Below are 26,204 nucleotides of genomic sequence, written 5' to 3'. Positions count from 1 at the left end.
CTACCCCCAACTACTTCGACCTCTGCTGACTTCTCGCTCCGGCTCGACGCCGTTGCCCTTTCAGGCATGAGGCGAGATCTCCCCAGGTAAGAACGCACTCCTTCGCTGCGCAGCCGCCGGATTTACGCCGCCTCCCCTTGATCACGAGAACTTCGCGGCTTTTTGCCCGCTCGTCCTGGTCGGCACCGCCTTCTATCCGGTTCGTGTCCCTCGGCTCGCAGCTTCGCTCCACGCTTCCTCCCCACGATCGGTCGCCCTTTCGCAGTTGCGCTTCGCTTCGTTCGCTGTGATCAACTTACGGTGGGACTTGCACCCACAAGAGTGCGCCCATGCTGGGCGCACAAAACAAAAAGGACTGCCGCGGCAGTCCTTTCTCATGGGTAGCGTCGCCGTGAAGCTCAGCCGCCGTACATGGTGGCGCGTACGGCCTTGGGGTCGTAGCGCTTGAGCGTCTCGACCATGTCGCCGAGGCTTTCGCTGCGGCTATTGCCATCGTCCTCGATACGGCGCGCGCCGTTGTAGCGCGTGACCCAGTACGCGGCGCGCATGTCGTCGACACGGATCTTGCTGCCCGTGGACGGGGCATGCACGAACTTGTTGTCGCCGATATAGATGCCAACGTGCGAGAAGGTCTGGCGCATGGTGTTGAAGAACACCAGGTCGCCCGGACGCAGGTCGCTTGTCGCCACGTTGGTGCCGACACGGCTGATTTCGACAGAGCGGCGCGGCAGCATGAAGCCGAAGGTGTCATGGAACACGTAGCGAACGAAGCCGCTGCAGTCCAGGCCGGATTCGGGGCTGTTGCCGCCGAAGCGGTAACGCACGCCGATCAGGCCCAGCGCGTTCATGACCAGGTCGCCAGCCTTGCTGGCAACGTTGCTGGTGGAATTCACCACCGACGACAGCAAGCCACGCTTGCCTTCCGCATGCGAGTCCGCGGCCGGGGCCGTGGCATCGATACGGGCGTCGGTGTCCTTGAACACCGTGTCCGCCAGCACTCCATTCGACACAGTCGCACCGCAGGCAATGGCAATTCCGACGGCGGCGCGCGCCAGGGAATGAAGTACCGATCGCTGCATTGGTTCTCCCGTTGATCGTTTCCAAAGCAAGCCCCGGCACAAAGTCCGGGGCTGCTGGGTATCTGCGTACGGCGTGTGCACCACGCCGGCACTACGGGGAGGACATAACGCAACATCCGCGCCAGGCAGAAAGGACGCTATTGCGTCACGCTCCGCCCGGCAATGGCACCGTCAACGTGCAGTGCACGATTCAATGCGCCGGAGACACCACCCCCAAAAGTAGTACTCGCGGGATGGTAAAGGGTTGTCATTCACATGTCAAAGTTCGTTACAAATTCGCCGGATTTGACTTGTGAATCAACGATATAGGCCGAATTTTGCATCCTGTTTATCGGATTGCGCATATCAAAACGCCGCCAGTCCGGCGGCGTGAAAAGCGATGCTGCCAGGCGCGCCGGTCAGGCCGCGCCAACCTGCGCCGCGGCCATCAGCTTGCGGGTATATGGATGCTGCGGCGCACCGAGCACCGCCTCGGTTTCCCCGGTTTCGACCACCTCCCCTGCCTTCATCACGATCACCCGGTGGGCCATGGCGCGGATCACCGCCAGATCGTGGCTGATAAAGAGGTAACTGAGGTTGTACTTGTGCTGCAGCTGGGACAGCAGCGCCAGCACCTGCTGCTGGATCGAGACGTCCAGTGCCGAGGTCGGTTCGTCCAGCACCAGCACCTGGGGCTTGAGGATCAGTACCCGCGCAATCGCGATGCGCTGGCGCTGCCCGCCGGAGAACTCGTGCGGATAGCGCCCCAGCGCGGTGCGGTCGAGCCCGACTTCACGCAGGGCGTCGATCACGCGCTCGCGCGTGGCCTCGCGCGACAAGCCGGGCTGGTGCAGCGCCAACCCCTCGCCGACGATCTGCTCGATGGTCATGCGCGGCGACAGCGAACCGAACGGGTCCTGGAACACCACCTGCATGCGCGAGCGCAGCTGGCAGCGATCCTTGCGCGTGGCGTCGTCAAAGCTGCGCCCAAGGAAATGGATAGTGCCGGCGCCCTTGCGTTGCAGCGCCAGCACGGTATGCGCCAGCGTGGTCTTGCCCGAGCCGGATTCGCCGACGATGCCGATGGTCTCGCCCTCGCGCAGCTGGAAATCGACATCCTTGACCGCCGCGAACTGGTCCTTGCCGAACCAGCCGGCCAGGCCGCGGCGCTTGCGCGCGTAGTTGACGCTCAGGTTGCGCGCCTCCAGCAGCACCGGCGCCAGCGGCACCAGCGGCAGCACCTCGCGCTTCGGGCGGCTGTCGATCAGCTTGCGCGTATACGGGTGCTGGGGCGCGGCGAATACCTGGGCGGTCTCGCCGGTCTCGACCAGCACACCCTTCTCCATCACGCCCACGCGCTGGGCAAAGGAGCGCACCAGGTTCAGGTCGTGGGTGATCAGCATCACCGCCATGCCGAATTCGGCCTGCAGGTCGCGCAGCAGGTCCATGATCTGGGCGCGGATGGTCACGTCCAGCGCCGTGGTGGGCTCGTCGGCCAGCAACAGCTTGGGCCGGCACGCCAGCGCCATGGCGATCATGGCGCGCTGGCGCTGGCCGCCGGACAGCTGGTGCGGGAAGCTGTCGAAACGGTGGGCGGCGTCGCTGATGCCTGTGCGCTCCAGCAGCGCGATGGCACGCTCGCGCGCGGCGCGGCGGTCCAGGCCTTCGTGCAGCGCCAGCGTTTCGACGATCTGGTTGCCGATGGTGTACAGCGGGTTCAGCGCCGTCATCGGTTCCTGGAAGATCATTGCGATCTCGGCGCCGCGGATTGCCCGCATCTCGCGGTCGGAAACTTCAAGCAGGTTCTTGCCTTCAAAGCGGATCGCGCCGTCGTAGTAGGCATCTTCCACCAGGCGCAGCATGGCCAACGCGGTCACAGTCTTGCCCGAGCCGGATTCGCCGACCAGCGCGTAGCGCTCGCCGGCGCGCAGGTCGAAGCTGACCTCGCGCACCGCGCGGGTGGCATGTTCGCCATGGCCGAAGGTGACGGACAGCTTGTCGACGCACATCAGCGTGGAGCCCGGGGCCGGAACGACGGCGGGCGCGAGGCCGGTCGCGGCCTGCAGCAGCGGCGACACTGCGCTCATGACGTGACTCCCGGCGCCGGCGCCGCCGGCGCGCCGGCGGGAACCTTGGGTTCGACCCGACCGCGCAGCGCGGCCAGGCCCAGGCGGGTGTCGAAGGCATCGCGCAGCGCATCGCCCATAAAGGTCAGCAGCATCAGCGTCACCACCAGCACGGTAAAGGTCGACAGCGAAATCCACCAGGCATCGAGGTTGCCCTTGCCTTGCGCCAGCAATTCGCCCAGGCTGGGCGTGGTCGGCGGCACGCCCAGGCCAAGGAAGTCCAGGCTGGTCAGCGCCAGGATCGCCGCGCTCATGCGGAACGGCAGGAACGTGATCACCGGGGTCAGGCTGTTGGGCAGGATATGGCGCCACATGATCTGCCCATTGGACAAGCCCAGCGCCCGCGCCGCCTTGACGTAGTCCAGCGAGCGGTTGCGGTAGAACTCGGCGCGCACGTAGTCGGACAGCCCCATCCAGCCGAACAGCGACAGCAGGATGATCAGCAGCGCCAGGCTGGGCTCGAAGATCGAGGCGAAGATGATCAGCAGGTACAGCTCGGGCATCGAACTCCAGATCTCGATGGCACGCTGCGAGAACAGGTCGAAGCGGCCGCCGAAGAAGCCCATCAGCGCCCCGGTCAGCGTGCCGATCACCACGCCGATCACGGTCAGCGCCAGGCTGAACAGCACCGACACGCGGAAGCCGTACAGCAGCCGCGCCAGGATGTCGCGGCCGCGGTCGTCGGTGCCGAGCCAGTTCTCCGCCGAGGGCGGCGCCGGGTTGGGCTCCTTGGCGAAGTAGTTCAGCGAGTCATACGAATACCGGTTCAGCGGGAAGACCGCAAAGTTGTCGTCAGAGGTGATGCGGTCGCGGATAAACGGATCGAGATAATCGGCCGGCGTCGGGAAGTCGCCGCCGAAGGTCGTCTCCGGATAGGTCTTGACGATCGGGAAGTAGTAGTCGCCCTTGTAGCGCACCACCAGCGGGCGATTGCTCGACAGCATCTCCGCGCCAAGGCTCAGCACGAAGATGGCGACGAAGATCACCAGGCTCCAGTAGCCGCGGCGGTTGCGCCGGAAGCGCTGCCAGGCGCGCTGGCGCGGCGAGGGCGAGTGCGGCAGGCCGTTGGGTTTCATCGGTGCAGGCCCTCGAAATGGATGCGGGGATCGACCAGCACGTAGCAGACGTCGGAAATCAGGCGCGTGACCAGCCCGATCAGCGTGAACAGGTAGAGCGTGCCGAGCACCACCGGGTAGTCGCGCCGCAGCACGGCCTCATATGACAGCAGGCCAAGCCCGTCGAGCGAGAACAGCGTCTCGATCAGCAGCGAGCCGGTGAAGAAAGCGCCGATAAAGGCGGCCGGGAAGCCGGTCACCAGCGGGATCAGCGCGTTGCGGAACACATGCTTCCACAGCACGCGGCGCTCGCCCAGGCCCTTGGCGCGCGCGGTCAGCACGTACTGCTTGCGGATTTCCTCAAGGAAGGCGTTCTTGGTCAGCATGGTCACCACGGCGAAGCTGCCCACCACCGAGGCGGTGATCGGCAGGACCAGGTGCCACAGGTAGTCCATCACCTTGCCCATCAGCGACAGCTGTTCCCAGTTGTCCGAGGTAAGCCCGCGCAGCGGGAACCACTGCACGAAGGTGCCGCCGCCGAACAGCACCAGCAGCAGCACGCCGAGCACGAAGCCGGGAATCGCATAGCCGACCAGCACGACGATGCTGGTGACCACGTCAAAGCGGCTGCCCGCCCGGATCGCCTTGGAGATGCCGAGCGGCACCGATATCAGGTAGGTCAGGAAGAACGTCCACAAACCCAGGCTGATCGACACCGGCAGCTTGGACTTGACCAGCTCCCACACGCTGCGGTGCTGGAAATAGCTCTGGCCCAGGTCGAACTGGGCAAAGCGCTTGAGCATCAGGAAGTAACGCTCCAGCGGCGGCTTGTCGAAGCCGTACAGGGCCTGGATCTCCTTGATCTTCTCCGGGTCGACGCCGCGGCGCCCGCGGTATTCGGCGCCGCCGCCGCTGGCTTCGCCGGCGCCGCCCCGCCCTTTCAACTCCATCATCATCTGCTCGACCGGGCCGCCCGGGACGAACTGGATGACAACAAAGGTCAGCGTGATGACGCCGATCAGCGTCGGGATCATCAGCAGGATGCGCTTGAGCAGGTAGGCAAGCATCGGCCGGTCCTTGTTCCTTTAGCTAATCTGCACTGAACGCGTCAGCGCGCTTGCGGCTGGACGTCCTTGCGCCACCACTGGCTCAGGATCCAGCCTTCGGCCGTATAGAAATAGGGCAGCCGCTCCGGATACGCCAGCTCCTTGCGGTACGACACACGGTGTGACGCACTGTACCAGTTGGGCACGATGTAGTAGCCGTGCATCAGCACCCGGTCGAGCGCGCGCCCGGCGGTGATCAGTTCCTGGCGGGTATGGGCATGCAGCAGGTTGTCGACCAGCTTGTCGACGACCGGCGACTTCAGCCCGAACAGGTTGTCCGAGCCGGGCGTAGTCGCGGCTTCGCTGGCAAAACGGTCGCGCAGTTCGTTGCCCGGGCTCTGCGAATCGGGGAAGCGGATCGACACCATGTCGAAATCGAAGTCTTCCAGCCGCTTCTGGTACAGCGCAAAGTCGGTGGTGCGCTGGTGCACCTGGATGCCGAGCTTCTCCAGGTTGCGCACATAGGTGGTGATGACCCGGCTCATGGCACCGCCATCGTCCAGGAACTCGAATACCAACGGGTCGCCCTTGGCATTGCGCAACGCGCCGTCGGTGTAGGTCCAGCCGGCCTGTGCCAGCAGGCGCCGGGCCAGGCGCAGGTTGTCGCGCAGCGACCGGGGCGGAGCGGTGCTGGGCTGTACCACGTCGGGGCCGAAAACCTCGGGCGGCAGTTCGGCGCGCAGCGGCTCCAGCAGCGCCATCTCGCCGGGGCCGGGCCGGCCGTCGAAGGTGGCGCTGGCGGCCAGCTCGCTGTTGGAGAACCAGCTGTCCAGCCGCTTGTAGGCGCCGTAGAACAGTTGCCGGTTCAGCCATTCAAAATCCAACGCCAGGATCAGCGCCTGGCGCACGCGCACGTCCTGGAATACCGGCTTGCGCATGTTCATCACGAAGCCCTGCATGCCGGCGCCATTGCGGTGCGGGAATTCGGTCTTGATCAGCTCGCCGTTGCGGAAGCGCGTGCCCTGGTAGCTCTTGGCCCAGTTCTTGGCGCGGTACTCGACGATGGCATCGAACTCGCCGGCCTTGTAGGCCTCCAGCTTGGCGGTCTCGTCCTTGTACAGGCGGTAGACCACGCGCGCGAAATTGAAGGTGCCGCGGCGCACCGCCAGGTCCTTGCCCCAGTAGTTGGGATCGCGCTTGAAGATGATGCCGCGGCCGGCGTCGTAGCGCTCGATCAGGTAGGGGCCGCTGGTGATGGGCGGCTCGAAGGTCAGCTTCTCGAACGGCACCTTGGCGGTCCACTTCTTCGAAAACACCGGCAGCGCGCCGACGATCAGCGGCAGTTCGCGGTTGCGCTGCTTGAAGTCGTAGCGCAGCGTGCGCTCGCCGGTCACCACCACCGCCTTCACGTCGGTGCACATGCTGCGGTAGCCGGGGCTCGACGCCTTGCTCATCAGCATGTCATAAGAATGTTTGACATCCGATGCGAGCACCGGGTCGCCGTTGGCGAAGCGCGCCTGCGGGCGGATGCGGAACGTGACCGACAGCTCGTCCGGCGCGACCGTGACGTCCTCGGCCAGCAGGCCGTAGGCACTGGCGGTCTCGTCGGCGCTGCTGACCAGCAGCGACTCGAACATCAGCGCATTGAGCCCGGGCGCGGAGGTGCCCTTCAGCGTGAACGGGTTGAACTTGTCGAAGCTGGTGCGCCGGTCCGGATTGGCGAGCGTGAGCGTGCCGCCAGCCGGCGCGTTGGGGTTGACATAGTCGAAATGCGGGAAGCTCTCCGCATACTTCAGGTCCCCGTGCAACGCGAACCCATGCGCCGCCATGGCCGGGGTAGGGACCAGGGTAACCCCCGCCGCCAGCATGGCCGCCAGCCCGAACCGCAGTACCGCATCCCGCCGGAAGCACTGCCATGCCGCCTGAAGCGGCCAACGTGCTTGAATAGGCATCCCGTTGGATTCCTCCACTATGACCTCTGGGGTCCCGGCGTTCTGCGGCCGGGCCAAGTATGAGACAATTTTACATGCGTCCGGGGTGGCGCCAGCCATCCGGACATTCCCTCTGCGCGGCGCAATAAAACGGCCGCAGAACATCCAGGGCACGCGCACGGCCGCACGGCGGACGCAGGAAGCGTGCCTGATACACCACCTTGGAGAACTTATGGGATTTCTGGCAGGTAAGCGGATCCTTATCACGGGCTTGCTCTCGAACCGCTCGATCGCCTATGGCATTGCCTCCGCGTGCAAGCGCGAAGGCGCCGAACTCGCCTTCACCTATGTCGGCGAACGGTTCAAGGACCGGATCAGCGAGTTTGCCAAGGAATTCGGTACGGACATGGTGTTCGAGTGCGACGTCGGCAGCGACGAGCAGATCGCCGCGACCTTCGCCGCGCTGGGCCAGCGCTGGGAGAAGTTCGACGGGCTGGTGCACTCGATCGGCTTCGCACCGCGCGAAGCCATCGCCGGCGATTTCCTCGAGGGCCTGTCGCGCGAAGGCTTCCGCATCGCCCAAGACATTTCCGCCTACAGCTTCCCGGCGCTGGCCAAGGCCGCGCTGCCGCTGCTGTCGGACAAGGCCTCGCTGCTGACGCTGACCTACCTGGGCGCCGAGCGCGTGGTCCCCAACTACAACACCATGGGCCTGGCCAAGGCCGCGCTGGAAGCCAGCGTGCGCTACCTGGCGTCGTCGGTCGGCCCGCGCGGCATCCGCGCCAACGGCATCTCGGCCGGCCCGATCAAGACGCTGGCCGCCTCGGGCATCAAGGATTTCGGCAAGCTGCTGGGCCACTTCGAGCAGGCCGCCCCGCTGCGCCGCAACGTGACCATCGAAGAAGTCGGCAACGTGGCCGCCTTCCTGCTGTCCGACCTGGCCAGCGGCGTGACCGGTGAGATCACCTACGTCGACGGCGGTTTCAATATCGTCGGCGCGAGCGTCGCGGACGCCTGACGGCAGAACTGCCGGCCGCAGCGCCGGAATCGACAGGGGCGCCAGTGATGGCGCCTTTTTTTTGGCAGATTTTCCATTCTCGCGCGCGTCAGCCGGCCTTAGGCCAGCAGTTCGCGCACCAGGGCAACATGCTCTCGCCGCCGCAATCGCAGCGTGGCGGCATCGGCCTTGCCGAACACCAGCTGCCACAGCACCTGGTAGGCCACCGGCGCCAGCAGCAGCCACGGGTGGCGCGTGGCGACACCTGCGCGGCAGCTTCCCTCCGCCACGCCACGCGCCAGCACGCGCCCAAGCTGTGCCACCAGTGCCTCGACCGTATCGTGCTGCCATTGCGCGGTCAGGTGCGGAATGCGCGTACCTTCCGCCACCAGCAGGCGTTGCACCGCCAATGCCTCCGGCCGCATCAGGTCGTCGTAGATGCGGTTGACGAAAGCCTGGGCAAAGTGGCGCATGTCGGGCGATGCGGCCCACAGCGCGGCAAGGTCGAGGTCTGACGGGCTGAGCGCGCGACGCAACAACGCTTCGAAGATTTTGTCCTTGCTGCGGAAGTGGGCGTAAAGGCCACCTTTGGAGAGACCTGCGCAGGCGGCGATGTCGTCCATCCGTGCTGCCTCGAAGCCGCGCTCGGAAAACACCGCCAGCGCGGCGTCGAGGATCTGGCGGTTGCGCACGTCGGCGGGCAGGCGCTGACGCGCCGCTCGCGTAGCGGCGGCAGGATCTTGAGGGAGCGGGTTCGGCATGGCGGCAACCTTGATGCAATGGATTTGGCCTGGCCATGCCGGGGGCAACCGCTTCCAAGCAGTCCGGCCGCGGCCGGGTGCAGGAGAAGCGCCATGGCAGACATCGCTTTCGACTCTACACCGCCGGTTTGCGCCAAACCAGCGGGTAACTACCGACTGGCCGGTCGGTAGTTGATTTCGATTAAGCTCCCGGCGCGTCCTGGTCGATTACAGTGTTCCCTGTACGCAATTGCAGGGAAAAGACAATGACCACCATGGAACTTGTGCCGCTGCTGGGTGACCTGACGGCGTATGCGCTGGCGCCCGCCGCGCTCGGCAGCCTTACGCTGGTCGCTGTGATCCGTCGCCGCCGCGGCGCACGCCGGCCGGTGCCGGTCCGCAGCCAACGACTTGCGGAACGCCGCAGGACGGAGTAATGGGCACTCCCCTGCGTTCACCTCTCCACTCAGCGCCCTGGCGCCGCCGGCATCCGGCCTCTCCCCTCCTTGCTCTTGCCGCCGTCGCGCTGGCCGGATGCGTCTCGATGGCACCTCCGCTGGAGCGGCCCGCCGCACCCGTGCCGGCCACTTTTGCGCAGGCCGGCAGGATCGACACCCAGGCCACTGCCAGCGCCGCCACCGGCTGGCGCGAGTACTTCACCGATCCCACACTGCAAGCGCTGATCGAGCAGGCGCTGGATAACAGCCGCGACCTGCGCGCCGCCGTGCTGCGCGTGGAGGAAGCGCAGGCGCTCTACGGCATCCGCCGCGCCGACCAGTTTCCGACGATCGGCCTCGACGCCGCCGCCACGCGCTCGCGCACCCCGCGCGACTTCAGCCTGGCCGGCAAGCCGATAACGGCGAACGACTTCCAGGTCGGGCTCGGCATGACTGCATGGGAACTCGATTTCTGGGGCCGCGTGCGCAGCCTGAAGGACGCCGCGCTGCAGAACTACCTGGCCACCGACGCCGCGCGCCAGGCCGCCGCGACCAGCCTGGTGGGCCAGGTCGCCAACAGCTACCTGGTGCTGCGCGAGCTCGACGAGCGCATCGCGCTGACCGATGAAACCATCGCCACGCGCGCCGAATCGCTGCGCATCTTCAGCCGGCGCTACGAGCTGGGATCCACCTCCAAGTTCGACCTGACGCAGGTCGAGGCACTGTGGCGGCAAGCGCGCACGCTGGGCGCGCAGCTGGAGCAGGAACGCACCGCGCAGGCCAATGCGCTCGCATTGCTGGTCGGCGCGCCAGTGGATCTGCCGCCAGCGGGGCACCGGTTCGATGACGACCACGTTGTGCGCGACGTGCGGCCCGGCCTGCCTTCCGACCTGCTGGCCAACCGTCCCGACATCGTCGCCGCGGAGTACCAGCTCGCGGCGGCCAACGCCAATATCGGCGCGGCCCGCGCGGCATTCTTTCCGCGCATCGCACTGACCGGCTCGATCGGCACGGCCAGCCTCGAACTGGACAACCTCTTCACCGGCCCCAACCGCGCCTGGAGCTTCGGCCCGACGCTTTCACTGCCGATCTTCGACGGCGGCCGAAACCGCAGCAACCTGCAGCTCGCAGAAGTACGGCGCGACCAGGCCGTGGCGCAGTACGAGAAGGCGATCCAGTCGGCCTTCCGCGATGTCTCCGATGCGCTCAATGCGCGCGCCCAGCTGGCCCGGCAAGTCACTGACCTGCAAGCCACGCTGGACCTGCAGGCCGAGCGCGCGCGGCTGGCCAAGCTGCGCTACGACAATGGCGCCACGCCCTATCTCGAAGTCCTCGATGCGCAGCGCGACCTGCTCGCCGCGCAGCAACTGCTGGTGCAGACGCGCCGCGCGCTGCTGTCGAGCCGTGTCGCCCTCTACACCGCGCTCGGCGGCGGCGCAGCCGACTTCGCCGGGCCGGCGGCAGCCGGTGCTTCCGTTCCAACCTCTTCCGAGACGCCCTCCTCATGAAGGTCCAGGCCAAGAAACTCCTCCCCTTGCTCGCCGTCGCAGCGGCCATCGCCGCCGGCGTCTACGGCTGGCGCGCGATGCGCGACAACGGCCCCGGTCCCGGCTTTGCCAGCGGCAATGGCCGCATCGAAGCCACGCAGATCGACGTGGCCACCAAGCTGGCCGGCCGCGTCGACAGCATCCTCGTCAACGAAGGCGATTTCGTCTCCGCGGGGGCGCCGCTGGCGCGCATGCAGATCCAGACACTGGAAGCGCAGCGCGACGAAGCGCGGGCGCAACAGCAGCAGGCCATCAATACCGCGACCAGCGCCGAAGCGCAGGTCGCGGTGCGCCAGAGCGACAAGCTCGCGGCGCAGGCATTGGTGGCACAGCGCGAAAGCGAACTCGACGCGGCGCAGCGGCGCCTGGCGCGTTCTAGCACGCTGTCGCGCGAAGGCGCCTCGTCGATCCAGGAACTGGACGACGACCGTGCGCGCGTGCGCAGCGCGCAGGCCGCGCTGGCCGCGGCGAAGGCCCAGGTCGCCGCGGCACAGGCCGCCGTGGAAGCGGCCAAGGCCCAACTGATCGGCGCGCGCTCGGCAATCACGGCCGCCGAAGCTACCGTCGCGCGCATCCAGGCCGATATCGCCGACAGCCAGCTGACCTCGCCGCGCGACGCGCGCGTGCAGTACCGCATCGCCCAGCCCGGCGAAGTGCTGGGCGCCGGCGGCAAAGTGCTCAACCTGGTTGACCTGTCCGACGTCTACATGACCTTCTTCCTGCCGGCCACGGTCGCGGGGCGGGTGCCACTGGGCGCGGAAGCGCGCATCATTCTCGACGCCGCGCCCGGCTATGTGATCCCGGCCAGGGTGTCGTTCGTCGCCAGCACCGCGCAGTTCACGCCCAAGACCGTCGAGACCGCCAGCGAACGCGAAAAACTGATGTTCCGCATCAAGGCGCAGATCGACCGCGACCTGCTCCAGAAGCACCTGAAGCAGGTCAAGACCGGCGTGCCGGGCGTGGCGTGGGTCAAGCTCGATCCCAACACGCCGTGGCCTGACAACCTCAGCGTCAGGGTGCCGCAGTGACCATGCCTGCAACCGGCCTCCCTGCCCCCGCCGCGGTCGCGCACCTGGCTGGCGTCAGCCTTCGGTACGGCGATACCGTGGCGCTGGATGGCATTGACCTGGAAGTGCCGGCGGGCCGCATGATCGGCCTGATCGGGCCCGACGGCGTGGGCAAGTCCAGCCTGCTGTCGCTGGTGGCCGGCGCGCGCGCGGTGCAGGTGGGCGCGGTGCAGGCGTTCGGTGGCGACATGCGTTCGCCGCGCCACCGCGACGCGGTGTGCCCGCGCATCGCCTACATGCCGCAGGGGCTTGGCAAGAACCTCTATCCGACACTGTCGGTGGAAGAAAACCTGCAGTTCTTCGCCCGCCTGTTCGGCCACGGCGCCGGCGAGCGCCGCCGCCGCATCGACGACCTGACGCGCAGCACCGGCCTGCACCCGTTCCTGGCGCGCCCCGCGGGCAAGTTGTCCGGCGGCATGAAGCAGAAGCTGGGCCTGTGCTGCGCGCTGATCCATGACCCCGACCTGCTGATCCTCGATGAACCGACTACCGGCGTCGACCCGCTTGCGCGGGCGCAATTCTGGGACCTGATTGCGCGCATCCGCGGCACCCGTCCCGGCATGAGCGTGATCGTGGCCACGGCGTACATGGACGAGGCGCAGCGCTTCGACTGGCTGGTGGCCATGGATGCCGGCAAGATCCTGGCCACCGGCACGCCCGCCGGACTGCTGGCGCGCACCGGCACCGACTCGCTCGAGGCCGCCTTCATCGCCCTGCTGCCGGAAGCGCGGCGGCGTGGACACCGCCCGGTATCGATCACGCCGGTGGTCGCCGATGAGAACGCCGCGGTCGCCATCGAAGCGCAGGACCTCACCATGCGCTTCGGCGACTTCGTCGCGGTCGATCACGTCAGCTTCCGCATCCGCCGCGGCGAGATCTTCGGCTTCCTCGGTTCCAACGGCTGCGGCAAATCCACCACCATGAAGATGCTGACCGGCCTGTTGCCGGCCAGCGAAGGCAAGGCCTGGCTGTTCGGCCGCGAGATCGACCCGGACGACATCGATACGCGCAAGCGCGTGGGCTATATGTCGCAGGCATTCTCGCTGTACGACGAACTGACCGTACGGCAGAACCTGGAGCTGCACGCGCGGCTGTTCGCGGTGCCGGCCGGCGAGATTCCGCGGCGCGTGGACGAGATGGTGGCCCGCTTCGGCCTGGAAGATGTGCTCGACACCCTGCCCGCCAACCTGCCGCTGGGCATGCGCCAGCGGCTGTCGCTGGCGGTGGCGATGGTGCACAAGCCCGAGCTGCTGATCCTTGACGAGCCGACCTCCGGCGTCGACCCCGTGGCGCGCGACGGCTTCTGGCGGCTGCTGATCGAGCTGTCGCGGCGCGACCGCGTGACCATCTTTATCTCCACCCACTTCATGAATGAGGCCGAGCGCTGCGACCGCATCTCGCTGATGCATGCGGGACGGGTGCTGGTCAGCGATACGCCGGCGGCACTGGTGCGCGACAGCTGCGCGGCCTCGTTGGAGGCGGCCTTCATCGGCTACCTGGAGCAGGCCAGCGGCGACGGCCCGGCGGACGAGGCCGCGCCGGCCCAGGCACCGGCCCAGGCACCGGACCACCCGCCGGCCGCGCCCGAGCCAGCCCCGGCCCGCCGCCCCCGCTTCAGCCTGCGCCGCGCCCTGACCTACATGTGGCGCGAGGCGCTGGAACTGCGCCGCGACCCGGTGCGCGGCACGCTGGCGCTGGTGGGTTCGGTGATCCTGCTGTTCGCGATGGGCTATGGCGTCGGCATGGACGTGGAAGACCTGCGCTTCGCCGTGCTCGATCACGACCAGACCGTGACCAGCCAGGAATATGCGCTGAACCTGTCGGGCTCTCGCTATTTCATCGAGCAACCGCCGCTGTCGGGCTATGGCGACCTCGACCGCCGCATGCGCAGCGGCGAGCTGGCGCTGGCGGTGGAAATCCCCGCCGGCTTCGCGCGCGACGTGCAGCGTGGCGCTGGCGCGCAGGTCGGCATATGGATCGACGGCTCGATGCCCTCGCGCGCGGAAACCGTGCGGGGCTACGTGCAGGGCATGCACCAGGGCTGGCTGCTCGACCAGATGCGCCACCGTTACGGCCAGAACGCCGTCAGTGCCGCCACGCTGGAAACGCGCTTCCGCTACAACCCCGACGTGCGCAGCCTGCCGGCGATGGTGCCGGCCGTGATCCCGCTGCTGCTGATGATGCTGCCGGCAATGCTGACCGCGCTGGCGGTGGTGCGCGAAAAGGAAATGGGCTCGATCACCAACCTGTACGTGACGCCGGTCACGCGCACGGAATTCCTGCTCGGCAAGCAGCTGCCCTACGTCGGGCTGGCGATGTTCAATTTCCTGCTGATGTCGCTGCTGGCGGTGACGGTGTTCGGCGTGCCGGTCAAGGGCAGCTTCGCCACGCTGACGCTGGCGGCATTGCTGTACGCCCTCTGCGCCACCGGCATCGGCATGCTGGCGTCCACTTTCACACGCAGCCAGATCGCCGCGATGTTCTTCGCCATGATCGGCACGCTGATCCCGGCGGTGCAGTTCAGCGGGCTGCTGGTGCCGGTGTCGTCTCTGGAGGGCCCGGCGCGGCTGGCCGGCGAGATCTATCCGGCGACCCACATGCTGACGATCAGCCGCGGCGTGTTCAACAAGGCGCTGGGCCTGCATGACCTTGCCGGCGCGTTCTGGGCGCTGCTCGCGGCGGTGCCGGTGATTTTCGGCGCCACCGCCACGCTGCTGAAGAAGCAGGAGACCTGAGATGCGCCAGCGCGGATTCGTTACCCAGCTCGCGCATATCTACCGGCTCGGGATCAAGGAGCTGTGGAGCCTGCTGCGCGACCCCACCCTGCTGGTGCTGATCGTCTACGTGTTCACGGTGTCGGTCTACACCGGCGCCACCGCCACGCCCGAGACGCTGCACATGGCACCGATCGCGGTGGTCAACGAGGATTCATCGCCGCTGGCCGAGCGCATCGTGTCGGCCTTCTATCCGCCGCAGTTCGCCGCCCCGAAGATGATCTCGCCCGACCAGATGGACCGGGGCATGGACGCCGGCGACTTTACCTTTGCACTCAACATCCCGCCCGGCTTCCAGCGCGACGTGCTGGCCGGACGCGCGCCGCAGGTGCAGCTGAACGTCGACGCCACACGCATGACCCAGGCGTTCAGCGGCAGCGGCTATATCCAGCGCATGTTCACAGATGAAGTGACCGAGTTCGTGCAGCGCTACCGGGACACACCGTCGCTGCCGGTCGACCTGGCGCTGCGCGCGCGCTTCAACCCCAACCTGACGCAATCGTGGTTCGGCGGGCTCACGCAGATCATCAACAACGTGACCATGCTGTCCATCATCCTGACCGGCGCCGCGCTGATCCGCGAGCGTGAGCACGGCACGATCGAGCATTTGCTGGTAATGCCGGTCACGCCGACCGAAATCATGCTGGCCAAGGTGTGGTCGATGGGGCTGGTGGTGATGCTCGCCGCCATGCTGTCGCTGGTACTGGTGGTACGTGGCGCGCTGCACGTGCCGATCGAGGGCTCGGTCGCGCTGTTCATGTGCGGCGTGTTGCTGCACCTGTTCGCCACGACGTCGATGGGCATTTTCCTGGCCACGCTGGCGCGCAATATGCCGCAGTTCGGCATGCTGATGGTGCTGATCCTGCTGCCGCTGCAGATGCTTTCCGGCGGCACCACGCCGCGCGAAAGCATGCCGCAGCTGGTACAGGACATCATGCTGGCCGCGCCCACCACACATTTCGTCGCGCTGGGCCAGGCCATCCTGTTCCGCGGCGCAGGGCTCGACGTGGTGTGGAAGCCGTTCCTGGCGCTGCTGGGCATCGGCGCGGTGCTGTTCGGCCTGTCGCTGAACCGCTTCCGCAAGACCATCAGCCAGATGGCTTAGCGCCGAAAGCAGCGATCAAGCCGCAGCAGTGGCGCCGCGGCGGTCCATGTCGAGCACCGACCAGGCATAGATCGCCAGGCCGCCCAGCGCCAGCAGCAGGCCGACCCAGCCGGTCGAGGTCCAGCCATAGCCGGCGGCGATGGTCACGCCGCCCAGCCACGCGCCGAGCGCATTGGCGAGGTTGAACGCCGAGTGGTTGAGCGCGGCCGCCAGTGCCTGCGCATCGCCGGCCACGTCCATCAGCCGGATCTGCAGCGCCGGCCCCAGTGCCACCACGGTGCCGACCAGCAGCACATTGGCCGCGGCCAGCCACGCATGCGGCGCGGTGAAGGTGAAGGCGCCCAGCACCAGCGCGGTCCATGCCAGCACGCCGCCGATGGTCGGCATCAGCGCCTTGTCGGCCAGTCGCGCGCCGGCGAGATTGCCCGCCACCATGCCGACGCCGAACAGCGCCAGCACCACGGGGATGCCCGCGGCCGGCATATGCGCCAGTTCGAGCATGGTCGGCTTGATGTAGCTGAACACGGAGAACATGCCGCCAAACCCGATCGCGCCGATGCCCAGCGTCAGCCACACCTGCTTGCGCCTGAGCGCCGACAGCTCGCGCAGCGGACTGGCATGCCGGTCGGCCGGCACGAACGGCACGCAGCGCCACACCAGCAGCGCCGTCAGCGCGCCGAGCGCGCCCACGATCACGAAGGCCGATCGCCAGCCGAGCCAGGTGCCGACCGTGGCGGCGATCGGCACGCCGACCAGCGTCGCGATGGTCAGGCCCAGCATCACCAGCCCTACCGCCTGCGCGCGCCGCTCGCGCGGGACCAGACCGGCAGCGACCAGCGCCGCCACGCCAAAGTAGGTGCCGTGCGGAAAGCCGGTCAGCAGGCGCGCCACCAGCATCGACAGGTAGGCAGGCGCCATCGCGCTGGCGAGATTGCCCGCCGCGAACACCGCCATCAGCGCCACCAGCAGGTTGCGCCGCGGCCAGCGCGCGCCAAGCACCGCCAGCAGCGGCGCGCCGATGACCACGCCCAGCGCATAGGCGCTGATCAGGTGGCCGGCTTCGGGGATGGAGATGGCGAGATCGCGCGCGGCATCGGGCAGCAGGCCCATGATGACGAACTCGCCGGTGCCGATGGCAAAGCTGCCGACACCAAGCGCCAGCAGCGCAAGACGGCCGGAGCGTGCCGGCGGTTCAGCGGACGTGGGGAGGGGAGCGTCAGGCGCGCGGACAGCGTCCGCGGCGGCGTGTGCATGTGGGGCGGCCATGTACAGGATTGCAGAGGGTTCTACGAAATGCCGCCCGCTGCCGGGCGGGTCGATGACCCCGCCTCTGGTGATCCAGCGTGCTCCTGTGCGGCGCGCAAGGCCGTATTGTGCGGCAAAACGCCGAAACGTGCCGGACGCACCGGCACCTTCCCCTCTGAGCTCAGGCCCGCAGCGGTGCGGCCTCCCTTCGCCCTAGCATTCCTGCCGTTCGCGCCACGCCTCATAGAGGTCGGGGCCTTCGTCGCGCGCAGGCAGGTAGACCAGCTTCATCTCGCGCTGTTCGATCGGCCGCGCAAGCTCGACATAGCCGCGTTCCGCGGACAGGTCATAGGGCGCGCCGTCCTCGTTGGAATACGCGTAGTAGACCGCCCCGACGCCGGCAAGGTACATCGCAGTCAGGCACATCGGGCAGGGGTAGCCGCTGGCGTAGACCGTGCAGCCGCTCAGGTCGGGCTTGCCCAGTGCCCGGCTCGCGGCGCGCACTGCCTGCATTTCAGCGTGCGCGCTGGGGTCGCAGGTAGCTTCCACCTCATTGACCGCGCGCGCCAGCACCTTGCCATCTTTGACCACCACGGCGCCGAAAGGCCAGGTGTTGCGCTCCCGTACGTTATCCATGGCAAGGCGGATGGAATCGATCAGATAGGTTTCCGTGGTCGACACGCGTTATCTCCTATGAGGGCCCGGTCCCGGGCGGACCGATGCGGTGGCTGGCCGACAAACTATAGGCCAGCGTGCGTGCGCCGCGTGCGGCAAGTTGTTATACGGCGTATTTGAAGCCAGCCCTGCCATCGGCCCTGGCAGTGCCTGCGATATCGGCATCGAATCGCCTTCGACACTACGGTGCCCGTTTCAGGGGCACCGTTCCGGGCACCGCATATTCCGGCAACCCGGGGAAAGAAATAACCGCTTCCCCCAGGCCCTGGACGACTCCGAGGCAGAAGTGCGCACGCCATCCAGATGGTCGTAGGCACGCTTACCCTGCTGACCGATCCGGGGTCTTTGCGTTTTGACGAAGATCTGATCGAACCCAGGCTGACGGCGCTGATGCAGCGGTTCTTGCTCTTGCCCTGATTTTCGGGGTGCGCACGGGCCGGGGGAACTGGGAATGGTTCGGCAGATGTGCCGTGGACAGTGGCGCGTCCTAGAGGACTCGAACCTCTGACCGCTCGCTTAGAAGGCGAGTGCTCTATCCAACTGAGCTAAGGACGCGAAGGCGTGCATTCTACCGCAGCGCCGGCCCGCAGTGCGGATCCGCGGCGTTCAGGATGCCAGGCGCTCGCTCCCGCGGGTGACGTAGCGGCCCGCCGCCGGCGTATGGTTGTCGGCAACCGGGTGCATCGACACGCCGTTGCGGCCTTTGAGCTTGGCGTCATACAAGGCGCGGTCGGCGCGGCGCATCAGCGCGTCGGCGCCCTCCCCGGGGTTGCGCGTGGCCAGGCCGATGCTGACGGTGTAGGCGATCGCATCGGGCTCGGAAGGACAGGGGTTCGCGCGCACGGCGGTCGCCAGCCGCATGCAGGCCAGCCGGCCATTCTCCATTCCGGTATCCGGCATGACGATGGCAAACTCTTCGCCGCCCAGTCGCCCGATCACGTCCTGCGGGCCGCTGGTACGCCGCAGCAGCCCGGCGAAGTGCCGCAGCACGCTGTCGCCGGCCAGGTGCCCGTAGACATCGTTGATCGCCTTGAAGTGGTCCAGGTCCACAAAGGCCACGGTCAACGGCTTGCGCTGGCGCTCGGCCTGCAGGCAGGCTTGTTCGAGCGATTCCCAGAAGGCCCCGCGCAGCAGCACGTCGGTCAGGTCGTCATGGCACGCGCGCCGCTCCAGCATGCGCCGCAGCCGGTCGTGCGCCATCAGCGCAATGCTGACCGAGACACCAACCAGCGCGAAGACGTTGAGCATGGCCAGCTCGCCGTCCCACGGCAATGGCCGCGGCCAGGCGCCGTCCTGCACCAGCGCGGCAACGGGCAATGCCATGGTCCATGCATTGGTCGCGGCCACGGCAATGGCGATCAGCACCAGCGATGCGGCCGCCAGGCGCCCGATGCCGCGCGCGGTGCGCAACGATGGGCCGATGCTGCGGGTCACGTCGAGCAGCAGGCCGATATGGCATGCCGTCAACAGCGGCGCCATCTGCAGCCATGCCAGCGGCGCATCGGGAATGCCGGGCGCCACTATCTGCCATGCCACGCCGACCGCGGCAGCCAGGCAGCTTCCAAGCAGCAATCCGGTCCTGCCGGAGCGACCGGCAAAATGACGCGCCCCGATCGCCATCAAGGCGAGCGCAGCCAGCAACGCGAGGTCGGTTGCCTCCGGCGCCAGCCACGCGGGGCGCGCGTCCTGCACCGCAGCCAGCACCGCGGCGATCGCCGCGGCGACATCGCCCAGCGCCCATGACGTCAGGCCACTGCGACCCATGCCCGCGGACCGACGCAATACGACGCAAACCACCGCCATCTGCAAGGCAAACAGCCCCGCGATGAGCACCACAATATGCGACTGAAACATCTTCATCCCGTCCAAGGCGACAAGCGGCGCCCCGCCAGGCCCGCCTTTCCCTTTCTTATGCCGGTCCTGTTCCGGACCGTTGCCATCGATTGCCGCATAGCCTGAAGCAGGCCGCCGAGGCGATGCCAGCGCGCCGAGGCGCTCGCCAGGACAGGGAGCGCCGTTCTTGTTATGGTGATCAGGTCAGTCCGTAAGAAATCTGCAAACCAGCATTCCCAACATCACGCCGGCCGGACCAGAGCGGTGTGCGGATTATCGCAGCGCGCAAACCCAAGTCAAGCCAAAGTGCCCCCGCCAAGAGGAGCGCGCCCGCGGACCAGCCCGCGTCCGACCATGTGCCGGGTACGCCAGATTGACCGACCCTGCCAGTGCGCGCTACAATCGCGGGCTTCGGGGCGTAGCGCAGCCTGGTAGCGCATCTGATTTGGGATCAGAGGGTCGCATGTTCGAATCATGTCGCCCCGACCAGTTTTTGATTTGGCTTCAAGGAACACGGCCTGGACAGCGATGTCCAGGCCGTTTTTCTTTTCTGCCCGCCCCTGCGCAACAGCGTCGGCCCCGCTCACCACCGCGGCATCATGTCCGGCCAGATCAGCGCGGCCGCGGTCAGCAGCAGTAACACGGCCACCAGCACGAGCCCGCGGCTGGCACCGTCGTGTTGTTTGTCGACCTGCGGCAGCCAGCCAGCCCTCCCGTCCCCTTGTGGCGGCACGGGAGTTGGCGGCGCCACATTGGCCGGGGAAGCCGCCGCACCTTGCACGACAATCCGCGGCAAATAGTCCGGCTGCGCCAGCAGGAAGCCCATCGGCGTGGCCTGGCCCACCGCTCCCATCTGCTGGAACAGGAGCTTGGACAGCGCCAGGCAGTCGTCCAGCGCGATTTGCGGCCGCGGCCGGAAGATGCGCAGGTGATCACACAGCGTATCCAGCTTGTGGTTGGGCGCATGGAAGTACTGGGACCAGCGCACCTGGCGCACCGAGCAGCGCCAGCGCTTGCGCTGTATATCGGGCAGCACTTTCTCCAGCATGCGGACATTGAATTCGGCGCCGTGGGCGACCAGCACGTCGGCATCTTCGACGATGGCGCGGATCGCACCGACATCGAAGCGCTGCCCGCGCAGCATTTCGGCGGTCAGGCCGTGCATGCCGGTGGCGGCCTCGCTGATCGGCCTGGTGGGCTCCTGCGAACCGTAATAGTCAGTGATTTCGCGCACGAGACTGCCCGCCCTCGGCGCCACTTCGACAAGCAGCAGGCCGATGCTGACAGGCTCGTCCGCTGGCGTGAGCCCGGTTGTCTCGGTACTGACGATTGCGACCCGCATGGGCACTCCGGTGTGGCCGTCCGCAAGCCGGTTGGCGGCGGCCGCTATGGTCGTTTGCCTCTAGCGTAGTGCGGGGGTGCCAAACGTCATATCAACCAGATGGGCTAGCCGAGGGCGCCAGCTGGTTGGATACAGCCGGCGCGCCAGCACAAGGCTCACCATTTCAGCCCGGCTGCGGGCCGGCGGCGTCACCGCGGCGCCGCTCGAGATTGGCGTACACATCCGCCGCGACCAGTCCGAACAGTGCGTGGGCGAACAGACTTTCCCACCCGCGCGCCTCGTCGAACCAGTTGAAATAGCGGCTGAACACATAGAAATTGACCAGGTAGACCACGATGCCGAACACGATGCCAACCAGCGACGCCAGCCCCATGCTGGAATCGAGCCGGAATGACGACAGGATCATCGCCAGCACTGCCGAAAGTATGATGGACAGCGCGAAATGAACCGTGCCGGCCGAAAGCACCACGGTCCAGTTGAAGGCATCGGCGGAAAGCGCCTCGCGGCCGAGGATAATGGCCGCCACCATTTTCACCGTACCCCAGGCGCCCTGGTACATCAGGAAGCGCGCCGTCAACAGCTCAAGCACCATGTAGACCGCGCCGGCGATCAGCCCGGCCACCACGGCGGCCCGCCAGTCCGGCGTGCATCGGACGTAGCGGTGCGAGTCCAGATGGAGTTCCATGGCAGTCTCCTTGCGAGATTCCGGCCGCGCTGACTCCCCGGCGGCCGTACGAGTTAGTTCTAGCTCATATGGGGCAAATACCAAGGCATGCCGGATATGCCAGGTGCCCCATGCACCACTGCGATCCGCATGGATCGTGCGTTGCACAAGGCGCCACCGTCCCACTGCTGGCTCGTGTTCACGGGGCAATGCTGCAACTGCGTACGTGATACAATACAAGAGCAAGTAGCCCCGGGGTGTCCGAGCATCCCTGTAACCGGGCGTTCTCACCAGCGCGCTCTCGCGAGCGCTCAGCAGCAGCCGGCGCGGCCATCCGCGGCGACATCAGAACTGGCGAACCACCGGGTACACCTGCCCGCCCTGCTCCGCGTAGCGTACGGCCGCCCAGGCCGTCACCGGCAGTGTCCACGCCAGGCAATCCGCGCCCGCCTGGCCGGGGCGCGACCGGCATGGATCGAGTATCTGGCGCCACGCGTGGCGCCGCGCGGGACCATCCGCGTGCGCCTGCCCCGAACGACTTCAATGGCGCGGTTCGCCGCATGGCGAATGTGCGCTGGTTCGCGCCGTGCCCTCGGGCCGGACGAACCGGACCGGAATTTTTGATAACGCAACCATGCAGCCTTCGCGGGCTGCCGAAAAGGAAAGCAGATTGGCTAAGGAAGAACTCATTGAATTTGGCGGCGTGGTGTCGGAAGCCCTGCCTGACAACCGCTATCGTGTCACGCTGGAAAACGGCGTGGAAATCTGGGCATACGCTTCGGGCAAGATGCAGAAGCACCGTATCCGCATCCTGGCCGGCGACCGCGTGACCCTGGAAATGTCGCCTTACGACCTGACCAAGGGCCGCATCAACTTCCGCCACAAGTCCTGAGTCTTCGCACGGCGGAGCCCGCCGCTCCCGCCGTCACAAGTCGATTCCGGGGCGCTGTCGACGCGCTGTCATGTAACTGACACCGCGCCCGGACACACTTGCGGGCTGCCCAACGGGCAGCCCGGTTTCGTTTACGGTCATCCACGGGCCATCCACGGCGCCGGCCCATCCACTTGAGCCCGCTTGCGCCGGCCGGGCAGCTTCACCATACTCGAAGCATCCCTATCGCCTCGCCCAACATGAACCTGATCCTCTGGCGCCACGCCGAAGCCGAAGACCTCCCCGACGCCCTCAGCCTGAGCCGCCACGCCGACCTGCAGAGGCCCCTGACGCGCCGCGGCCGCAAGCAGGCGGAGGCGTCCGCCAAATGGCTGCGTGCGCATCTGCCGGCGGATACGCGCGTGCTGTGCAGCCCCTCCGTACGCACCCGCGAGACCGCCGCGGCGCTGACGGGCGACGCGCAGATCGTCGAAGCGCTGGGCCCCGGCGCCGACGTCAGCGCGGTCCTTGCCGCGATCCAATGGCCCGAACGCACCGAGCACGTGGTGGTGGTCGGGCACCAGCCATGGATAGGACGCGTCGCCAGCCTGCTTCTGGCCGGCAACGAGATGGACTGGAGCGTGCGCAAGGCAGGCATCTGGTGGCTGACCGGACGGACCCGCGAAAGCGAATCGCAAACCGTGCTGCGCGCGGTCGTCAACCCCGAATTCCTCTGACGCGGTTCAGATATTTCCGACTTCGCCATTGCAGCCGGCCCGCACGAGCCGGCTGCAGCCTACGGCTTTGCCGGCATCGTCGTGCGCTGCAAAATCTGAAATAGCTGATGGCAGCCGCAATCCCCGCTCCCTAGAGTCGCTACGGCGCCGCCTCCTGGCCGCGCCGCCCTAGCCATGCCAGGCATGGGCATCGATCGCAGGTGTCACGGAGATTTCCCATGGATTGCCCGTCGGACCCCCATCGCCCCCGCCAACGCGCCAGCGCGCCCGCAGCCCCCTCCCCCGAAGCCGCCCGGCCGCGCGACAGCGCCACCGGCACCGGCAGCCCGCCCGACGTCACGGAAGCGTCATCGCCAGGTCACGGCACTGTCACCGCGGCTCACTACATTGCATCGCAACAGTTTCGTCACCAAAAGGACATACTGATGCGAGACCTCCCCACGCCGACCCAGCCGCTCTTCGACTCTTTGCCCAATGGCCTTGGCGGCCAGACGGCGCGGAGCCGTCTTCATCGCCAATCGGATAAGGCAAGTGAGTCGCCTGCTCTCAGCGTGGCGTGGGCGCGCCACCAGGACGAAGTAGTCGAAGCGCAGCGCCTGCGCTACAAGGTGTTCGCCGAAGAGATGGGCGCACGCCTGACATCTTCGGTGCCAGAACTGGACATCGACATGTTCGATGGCTACTGCGACCACCTGATCGTGCGCGACATGGCCACGCTGCGCGTGGTCGGTACTTACCGCGTGCTGCCGCCGCACCAGGCCAAGCGCCTGGGTTGCCTGTACGCGGAATCGGAATTCGACCTGGTGCGCCTTGCCCACCTGCGCCCCAAGATGCTGGAGCTGGGCCGCTCCTGCGTGCACCGCGACTATCGCTCGGGCAGCGTCATCATGGCGCTGTGGGGCGGACTGGGCGAGTACCTGCAACGCTGGGGCATCGAGTCGATGCTGGGCTGCGCCAGCGTGCCGATGAGCGACGGCGGCCACTATGCGGCCAGCCTGCACCGCTTGTTCAGCGAGCGCTACCTGGCACCGATCGAATACCATGCCTTTCCGCGCCTGCCGCTGCCGGTCGAGGACCTGAACCAGCAGCTCGAGGTCGAGCCGCCCGCGCTGATCAAGGGCTACCTGCGCCTGGGGGCGAAGATCTGCGGCCAGCCGGCCTGGGATCCGGATTTCAACGTGGCCGACTTCCTGACGCTGCTGCGCGTGAACGACATGAACCCGCGCTACGCCCGCCACTTCCTCGGCCTGAACCAGGCCGTATGACCCAGGCCATATGATCCGGGCCGCCTGAACGGCGGCCCCCTTCCTCCAGGGCTCAGCCGTTCGTCAGTCGTAGACGACCTTGTAGCGCTTGCCGATCCGCTGCCATTCGTCGGCCTCTTGCGCGAGGCTGTATTCGATCAGCGGGTTGGCTTCGATCCACGTCTTGGGCAGGCGCACCTCGAAACCTTCGTCGAGCGCCTCGGCCAGCTGGCTGACGCGGATGTCGGGCAAGCCGACGTCCGAACGGCGCCGGCACAGCACAAAGGCCAGGCGCAGGCTGAACAGCATGCGCCAGTCGACGAACTTGCCGCTGCCCGACAGCTTGCCAAGCTTGCCCGCATGCCCCAGCAGCAGCGTGGCCAGGCGCGCCTGGTCGGTCTTGGAGAAGCCCGGCATGTCCGCATGCGTGGCGATATACGCCGAATGCTTGTGGTAGCCGCTGTGCGAGATCGACATGCCGATTTCATGCAAACTCGCGGCCCAGCCCAGCAGCGCCAGGTTATCTTCGCGCCGTTCGTTGGCGGGATCCGGGAACTGTGCCAGCAGCGCCTGCGAGGTGCCGCGCACGCGCCCTGACTGGGCACGGTCGACGCCGTAGCGGCGCATGAACTGGTCGACCGTGACGGTACGCATGTCCTCATGGTGGCTGCGCCCCAGCAGGTCGTAGAGCACGCCCAGGCGCAACGCGCCGTCGGTGACGTCCATGCGGTCGATGTCGAGTTCGGCGAACACGCCCAGCATGATCGACAACCCGCCCGGCAGCACCGGGATGCGGTCCGCCTTCAGCCCGGTCAGCTTCACGCGGTTGGTGTTCTCGGCCTTGATCAGCGCGCGCTTCAGGCGCTCCAGCCCTTCGCGCGTGATGCCGTGGTCGGCCGGGTTGTCGTTCATGCCGTTGAGCTCGATCAGCTCGGCCAGCGCGCGCGCCGTGCCCGACGAACCGACCGCCTGCTCCCAGCCGGCGGCGCGGTACTGGCGCACCAGCACCTGGATCTCGCGGCGCGCGGCCAGTTCGGCCTGCTTCATCGCATATTCGTCGACGTTGCCGCTGGGGAAGAAGGTCCGGCTATGCGAAACGCAACCGATGTACAGGCTCTCCATCAGCTTGGACTGGTAGCCGCTGCCGATGATGAATTCCGTCGAGCCGCCGCCGATATCCACCACCAGCCGGTTGCCCTGGCAGGCGGGCGCATCGTGCGAGGCGCCCAGGTAGATCAGCCGCGCTTCTTCGCGCCCGGCGATGACTTCGATCGGGAAGCCGAGCGCATTCTCGGCCTCGATCAGGAACTCGGATGCATTCTTGGCGACGCGCAGCGTATTGGTGGCGACCGCGCGCACCTGGTCCGGCGCGAAGTCGCGCAGGCGGTCGCCGAAGCGCCGCAGCGCATCGATGCCACGCCGGCGCGCGGGCTGGTCCAGGTATTTGTCTGGCGTCAGGCCAGCCGCCAGCCGTACGGGCTCACGCAGGGCGTCGACCTGGAAGATCTGGCTCGCGGTGCCGTTGGCCGTGGTGGTCTCGTCCACCCGCCCGATCATCAGGCGGAAGCTGTTCGAGCCCATGTCGACGGCGGCGAGCAAGCGTGGAGTGTTGTTCATCGTGTGCTAGGAGGGCTGGTTCGCGTTCGTGTTGCGTGGCTCGGCGCGGAACCGGTGTCCCGCGGCCGGCGCTCGCGCCCCGGAAAATTATGT

At 67.1% G+C, this 26,204-nt stretch carries 21 protein-coding genes and 2 tRNA genes; 10 read left to right on the top strand and 13 right to left on the bottom strand.

Going from position 1 to position 26,204, the window contains the following annotated elements; genetic code table 11:
* Positions 1 to 398: 398 nt before the first annotated feature.
* From K309_RS0110720 to K309_RS0110700, 5 genes are all read right to left on the bottom strand, one after another.
* Entirely contained in the window at positions 399 to 1,079 is a 681-nt protein-coding gene (locus tag K309_RS0110720) for a C40 family peptidase (protein ID WP_029046407.1), read from the bottom strand.
* 398 nt (positions 1,080 to 1,477) lie between these two features.
* Entirely contained in the window at positions 1,478 to 3,145 is a 1,668-nt protein-coding gene (locus K309_RS0110715; protein WP_029046406.1) for an ABC transporter ATP-binding protein, read from the bottom strand.
* Entirely contained in the window at positions 3,142 to 4,260 is a 1,119-nt protein-coding gene (locus K309_RS0110710) for an ABC transporter permease (RefSeq protein ID WP_029046405.1), read from the bottom strand. Before K309_RS0110710 ends, K309_RS0110715 begins: the two co-directional genes overlap by 4 nt.
* Entirely contained in the window at positions 4,257 to 5,306 is a 1,050-nt protein-coding gene (locus K309_RS0110705; RefSeq protein WP_029046404.1) for a microcin C ABC transporter permease YejB, read from the bottom strand. The genes K309_RS0110710 and K309_RS0110705 overlap by 4 nt, the downstream gene beginning before the upstream one ends.
* Positions 5,307 to 5,347: 41 nt before the next feature.
* Positions 5,348 to 7,237 carry an extracellular solute-binding protein gene (locus K309_RS0110700; protein ID WP_029046403.1) on the bottom strand — a complete coding sequence of 630 codons (1,890 nt, stop codon included), beginning with the start codon at positions 7,235 to 7,237 and terminating at the stop codon, positions 5,348 to 5,350.
* Between the two features lie 211 nt (positions 7,238 to 7,448).
* On the opposite strand from K309_RS0110700, the gene fabI reads away from it, so the two are divergent.
* Entirely contained in the window at positions 7,449 to 8,234 is a 786-nt protein-coding gene (gene fabI / locus K309_RS0110695) for an enoyl-ACP reductase FabI (RefSeq protein ID WP_029046402.1), read from the top strand.
* A gap of 98 nt (positions 8,235 to 8,332) precedes the next feature.
* Here the strand turns inward: fabI and K309_RS0110690 are convergent, their stop codons facing one another.
* The gene (locus tag K309_RS0110690) at positions 8,333 to 8,974 is read right to left on the bottom strand and encodes a TetR/AcrR family transcriptional regulator (protein ID WP_051320405.1); all 642 of its coding nucleotides are present in this window, start codon (positions 8,972 to 8,974) and stop codon (positions 8,333 to 8,335) included.
* Positions 8,975 to 9,219: 245 nt separating this feature from the next.
* On the opposite strand from K309_RS0110690, the gene K309_RS41645 reads away from it, so the two are divergent.
* The 5 genes from K309_RS41645 to K309_RS0110665 are packed head-to-tail and all read left to right on the top strand — an operon-like array spanning position 9,220 to position 15,883.
* The gene (locus K309_RS41645; RefSeq protein ID WP_156914338.1) at positions 9,220 to 9,390 is read left to right on the top strand and encodes a hypothetical protein; all 171 of its coding nucleotides are present in this window, start codon (positions 9,220 to 9,222) and stop codon (positions 9,388 to 9,390) included.
* Positions 9,390 to 10,898 carry an efflux transporter outer membrane subunit gene (locus tag K309_RS36350; RefSeq protein WP_084402391.1) on the top strand — a complete coding sequence of 503 codons (1,509 nt, stop codon included), beginning with the start codon at positions 9,390 to 9,392 and terminating at the stop codon, positions 10,896 to 10,898. The genes K309_RS41645 and K309_RS36350 overlap by 1 nt, the downstream gene beginning before the upstream one ends.
* Positions 10,895 to 11,965 (top strand): HlyD family secretion protein, encoded by a 1,071-nt coding sequence (locus tag K309_RS0110675; RefSeq protein ID WP_029046400.1) that lies wholly within the window; start codon positions 10,895 to 10,897, stop codon positions 11,963 to 11,965. The genes K309_RS36350 and K309_RS0110675 overlap by 4 nt, the downstream gene beginning before the upstream one ends.
* A gap of 2 nt (positions 11,966 to 11,967) precedes the next feature.
* Positions 11,968 to 14,739, top strand: a complete 2,772-nt coding sequence (rbbA, locus tag K309_RS0110670) for a ribosome-associated ATPase/putative transporter RbbA (RefSeq protein ID WP_029046399.1) — start codon at positions 11,968 to 11,970, stop codon at positions 14,737 to 14,739.
* A gap of 1 nt (position 14,740) precedes the next feature.
* A complete protein-coding gene (locus K309_RS0110665; protein ID WP_029046398.1) occupies positions 14,741 to 15,883 on the top strand; it encodes an ABC transporter permease in 1,143 nt (380 codons plus the stop codon).
* A gap of 15 nt (positions 15,884 to 15,898) precedes the next feature.
* Here K309_RS0110665 and K309_RS0110660 read toward each other — a convergent pair whose 3' ends face one another.
* From K309_RS0110660 to K309_RS36345, 4 genes are all read right to left on the bottom strand, one after another.
* Positions 15,899 to 17,149 carry an MFS transporter gene (locus K309_RS0110660; protein WP_029046397.1) on the bottom strand — a complete coding sequence of 417 codons (1,251 nt, stop codon included), beginning with the start codon at positions 17,147 to 17,149 and terminating at the stop codon, positions 15,899 to 15,901.
* Positions 17,150 to 17,341: 192 nt separating this feature from the next.
* Positions 17,342 to 17,809: a nucleoside deaminase gene (locus K309_RS0110655; RefSeq protein ID WP_029046396.1), complete on the bottom strand. Its 468-nt coding sequence runs from the start codon at positions 17,807 to 17,809 to the stop codon at positions 17,342 to 17,344.
* Positions 17,810 to 18,281: 472 nt separating this feature from the next.
* Positions 18,282 to 18,358 (bottom strand) — tRNA-Arg (locus K309_RS0110645).
* A 51-nt stretch (positions 18,359 to 18,409) separates the two neighbouring features.
* Positions 18,410 to 19,657 carry a GGDEF domain-containing protein gene (locus K309_RS36345; protein ID WP_035877213.1) on the bottom strand — a complete coding sequence of 416 codons (1,248 nt, stop codon included), beginning with the start codon at positions 19,655 to 19,657 and terminating at the stop codon, positions 18,410 to 18,412.
* Between the two features lie 391 nt (positions 19,658 to 20,048).
* Between K309_RS36345 and K309_RS0110635 the strand changes: the two genes are divergently transcribed.
* Positions 20,049 to 20,125: transfer RNA gene (locus tag K309_RS0110635), tRNA-Pro, on the top strand.
* Between the two features lie 94 nt (positions 20,126 to 20,219).
* Here K309_RS0110635 and K309_RS0110630 read toward each other — a convergent pair.
* Positions 20,220 to 20,978 carry an exonuclease domain-containing protein gene (locus K309_RS0110630; protein ID WP_029046395.1) on the bottom strand — a complete coding sequence of 253 codons (759 nt, stop codon included), beginning with the start codon at positions 20,976 to 20,978 and terminating at the stop codon, positions 20,220 to 20,222.
* A gap of 163 nt (positions 20,979 to 21,141) precedes the next feature.
* Entirely contained in the window at positions 21,142 to 21,663 is a 522-nt protein-coding gene (locus tag K309_RS0110625) for a membrane protein (RefSeq protein ID WP_029046394.1), read from the bottom strand.
* 649 nt (positions 21,664 to 22,312) lie between these two features.
* Here K309_RS0110625 and infA point away from each other — a divergent pair.
* The 3 genes from infA to K309_RS0110610 all read left to right on the top strand — a co-directional run bounded on the left by infA (position 22,313) and on the right by K309_RS0110610 (position 24,515).
* Positions 22,313 to 22,534, top strand: coding sequence for a translation initiation factor IF-1 (gene infA / locus K309_RS0110620; protein ID WP_008641674.1), 222 nt, complete (start codon positions 22,313 to 22,315; stop codon positions 22,532 to 22,534).
* A 239-nt stretch (positions 22,535 to 22,773) separates the two neighbouring features.
* Positions 22,774 to 23,250, top strand: coding sequence for a SixA phosphatase family protein (locus K309_RS0110615; RefSeq protein ID WP_029046393.1), 477 nt, complete (start codon positions 22,774 to 22,776; stop codon positions 23,248 to 23,250).
* 425 nt (positions 23,251 to 23,675) lie between these two features.
* Positions 23,676 to 24,515, top strand: a complete 840-nt coding sequence (locus tag K309_RS0110610) for a GNAT family N-acetyltransferase (RefSeq protein WP_029046392.1) — start codon at positions 23,676 to 23,678, stop codon at positions 24,513 to 24,515.
* Positions 24,516 to 24,578: 63 nt separating this feature from the next.
* Here the strand turns inward: K309_RS0110610 and ppx are convergent, their stop codons facing one another.
* Positions 24,579 to 26,111 (bottom strand): exopolyphosphatase, encoded by a 1,533-nt coding sequence (gene ppx, locus K309_RS0110605; RefSeq protein WP_029046391.1) that lies wholly within the window; start codon positions 26,109 to 26,111, stop codon positions 24,579 to 24,581.
* Between the last annotated feature and the right edge of the window lie 93 nt (positions 26,112 to 26,204).

Source organism: Cupriavidus phytohabitans (genome assembly GCF_000426345.1).
GTDB lineage: Bacteria > Pseudomonadota > Gammaproteobacteria > Burkholderiales > Burkholderiaceae > Cupriavidus.
The sequence above is the reverse complement of the archived record's forward strand: the minus strand, read 5'-3'. Positions and strand labels throughout refer to the sequence as shown.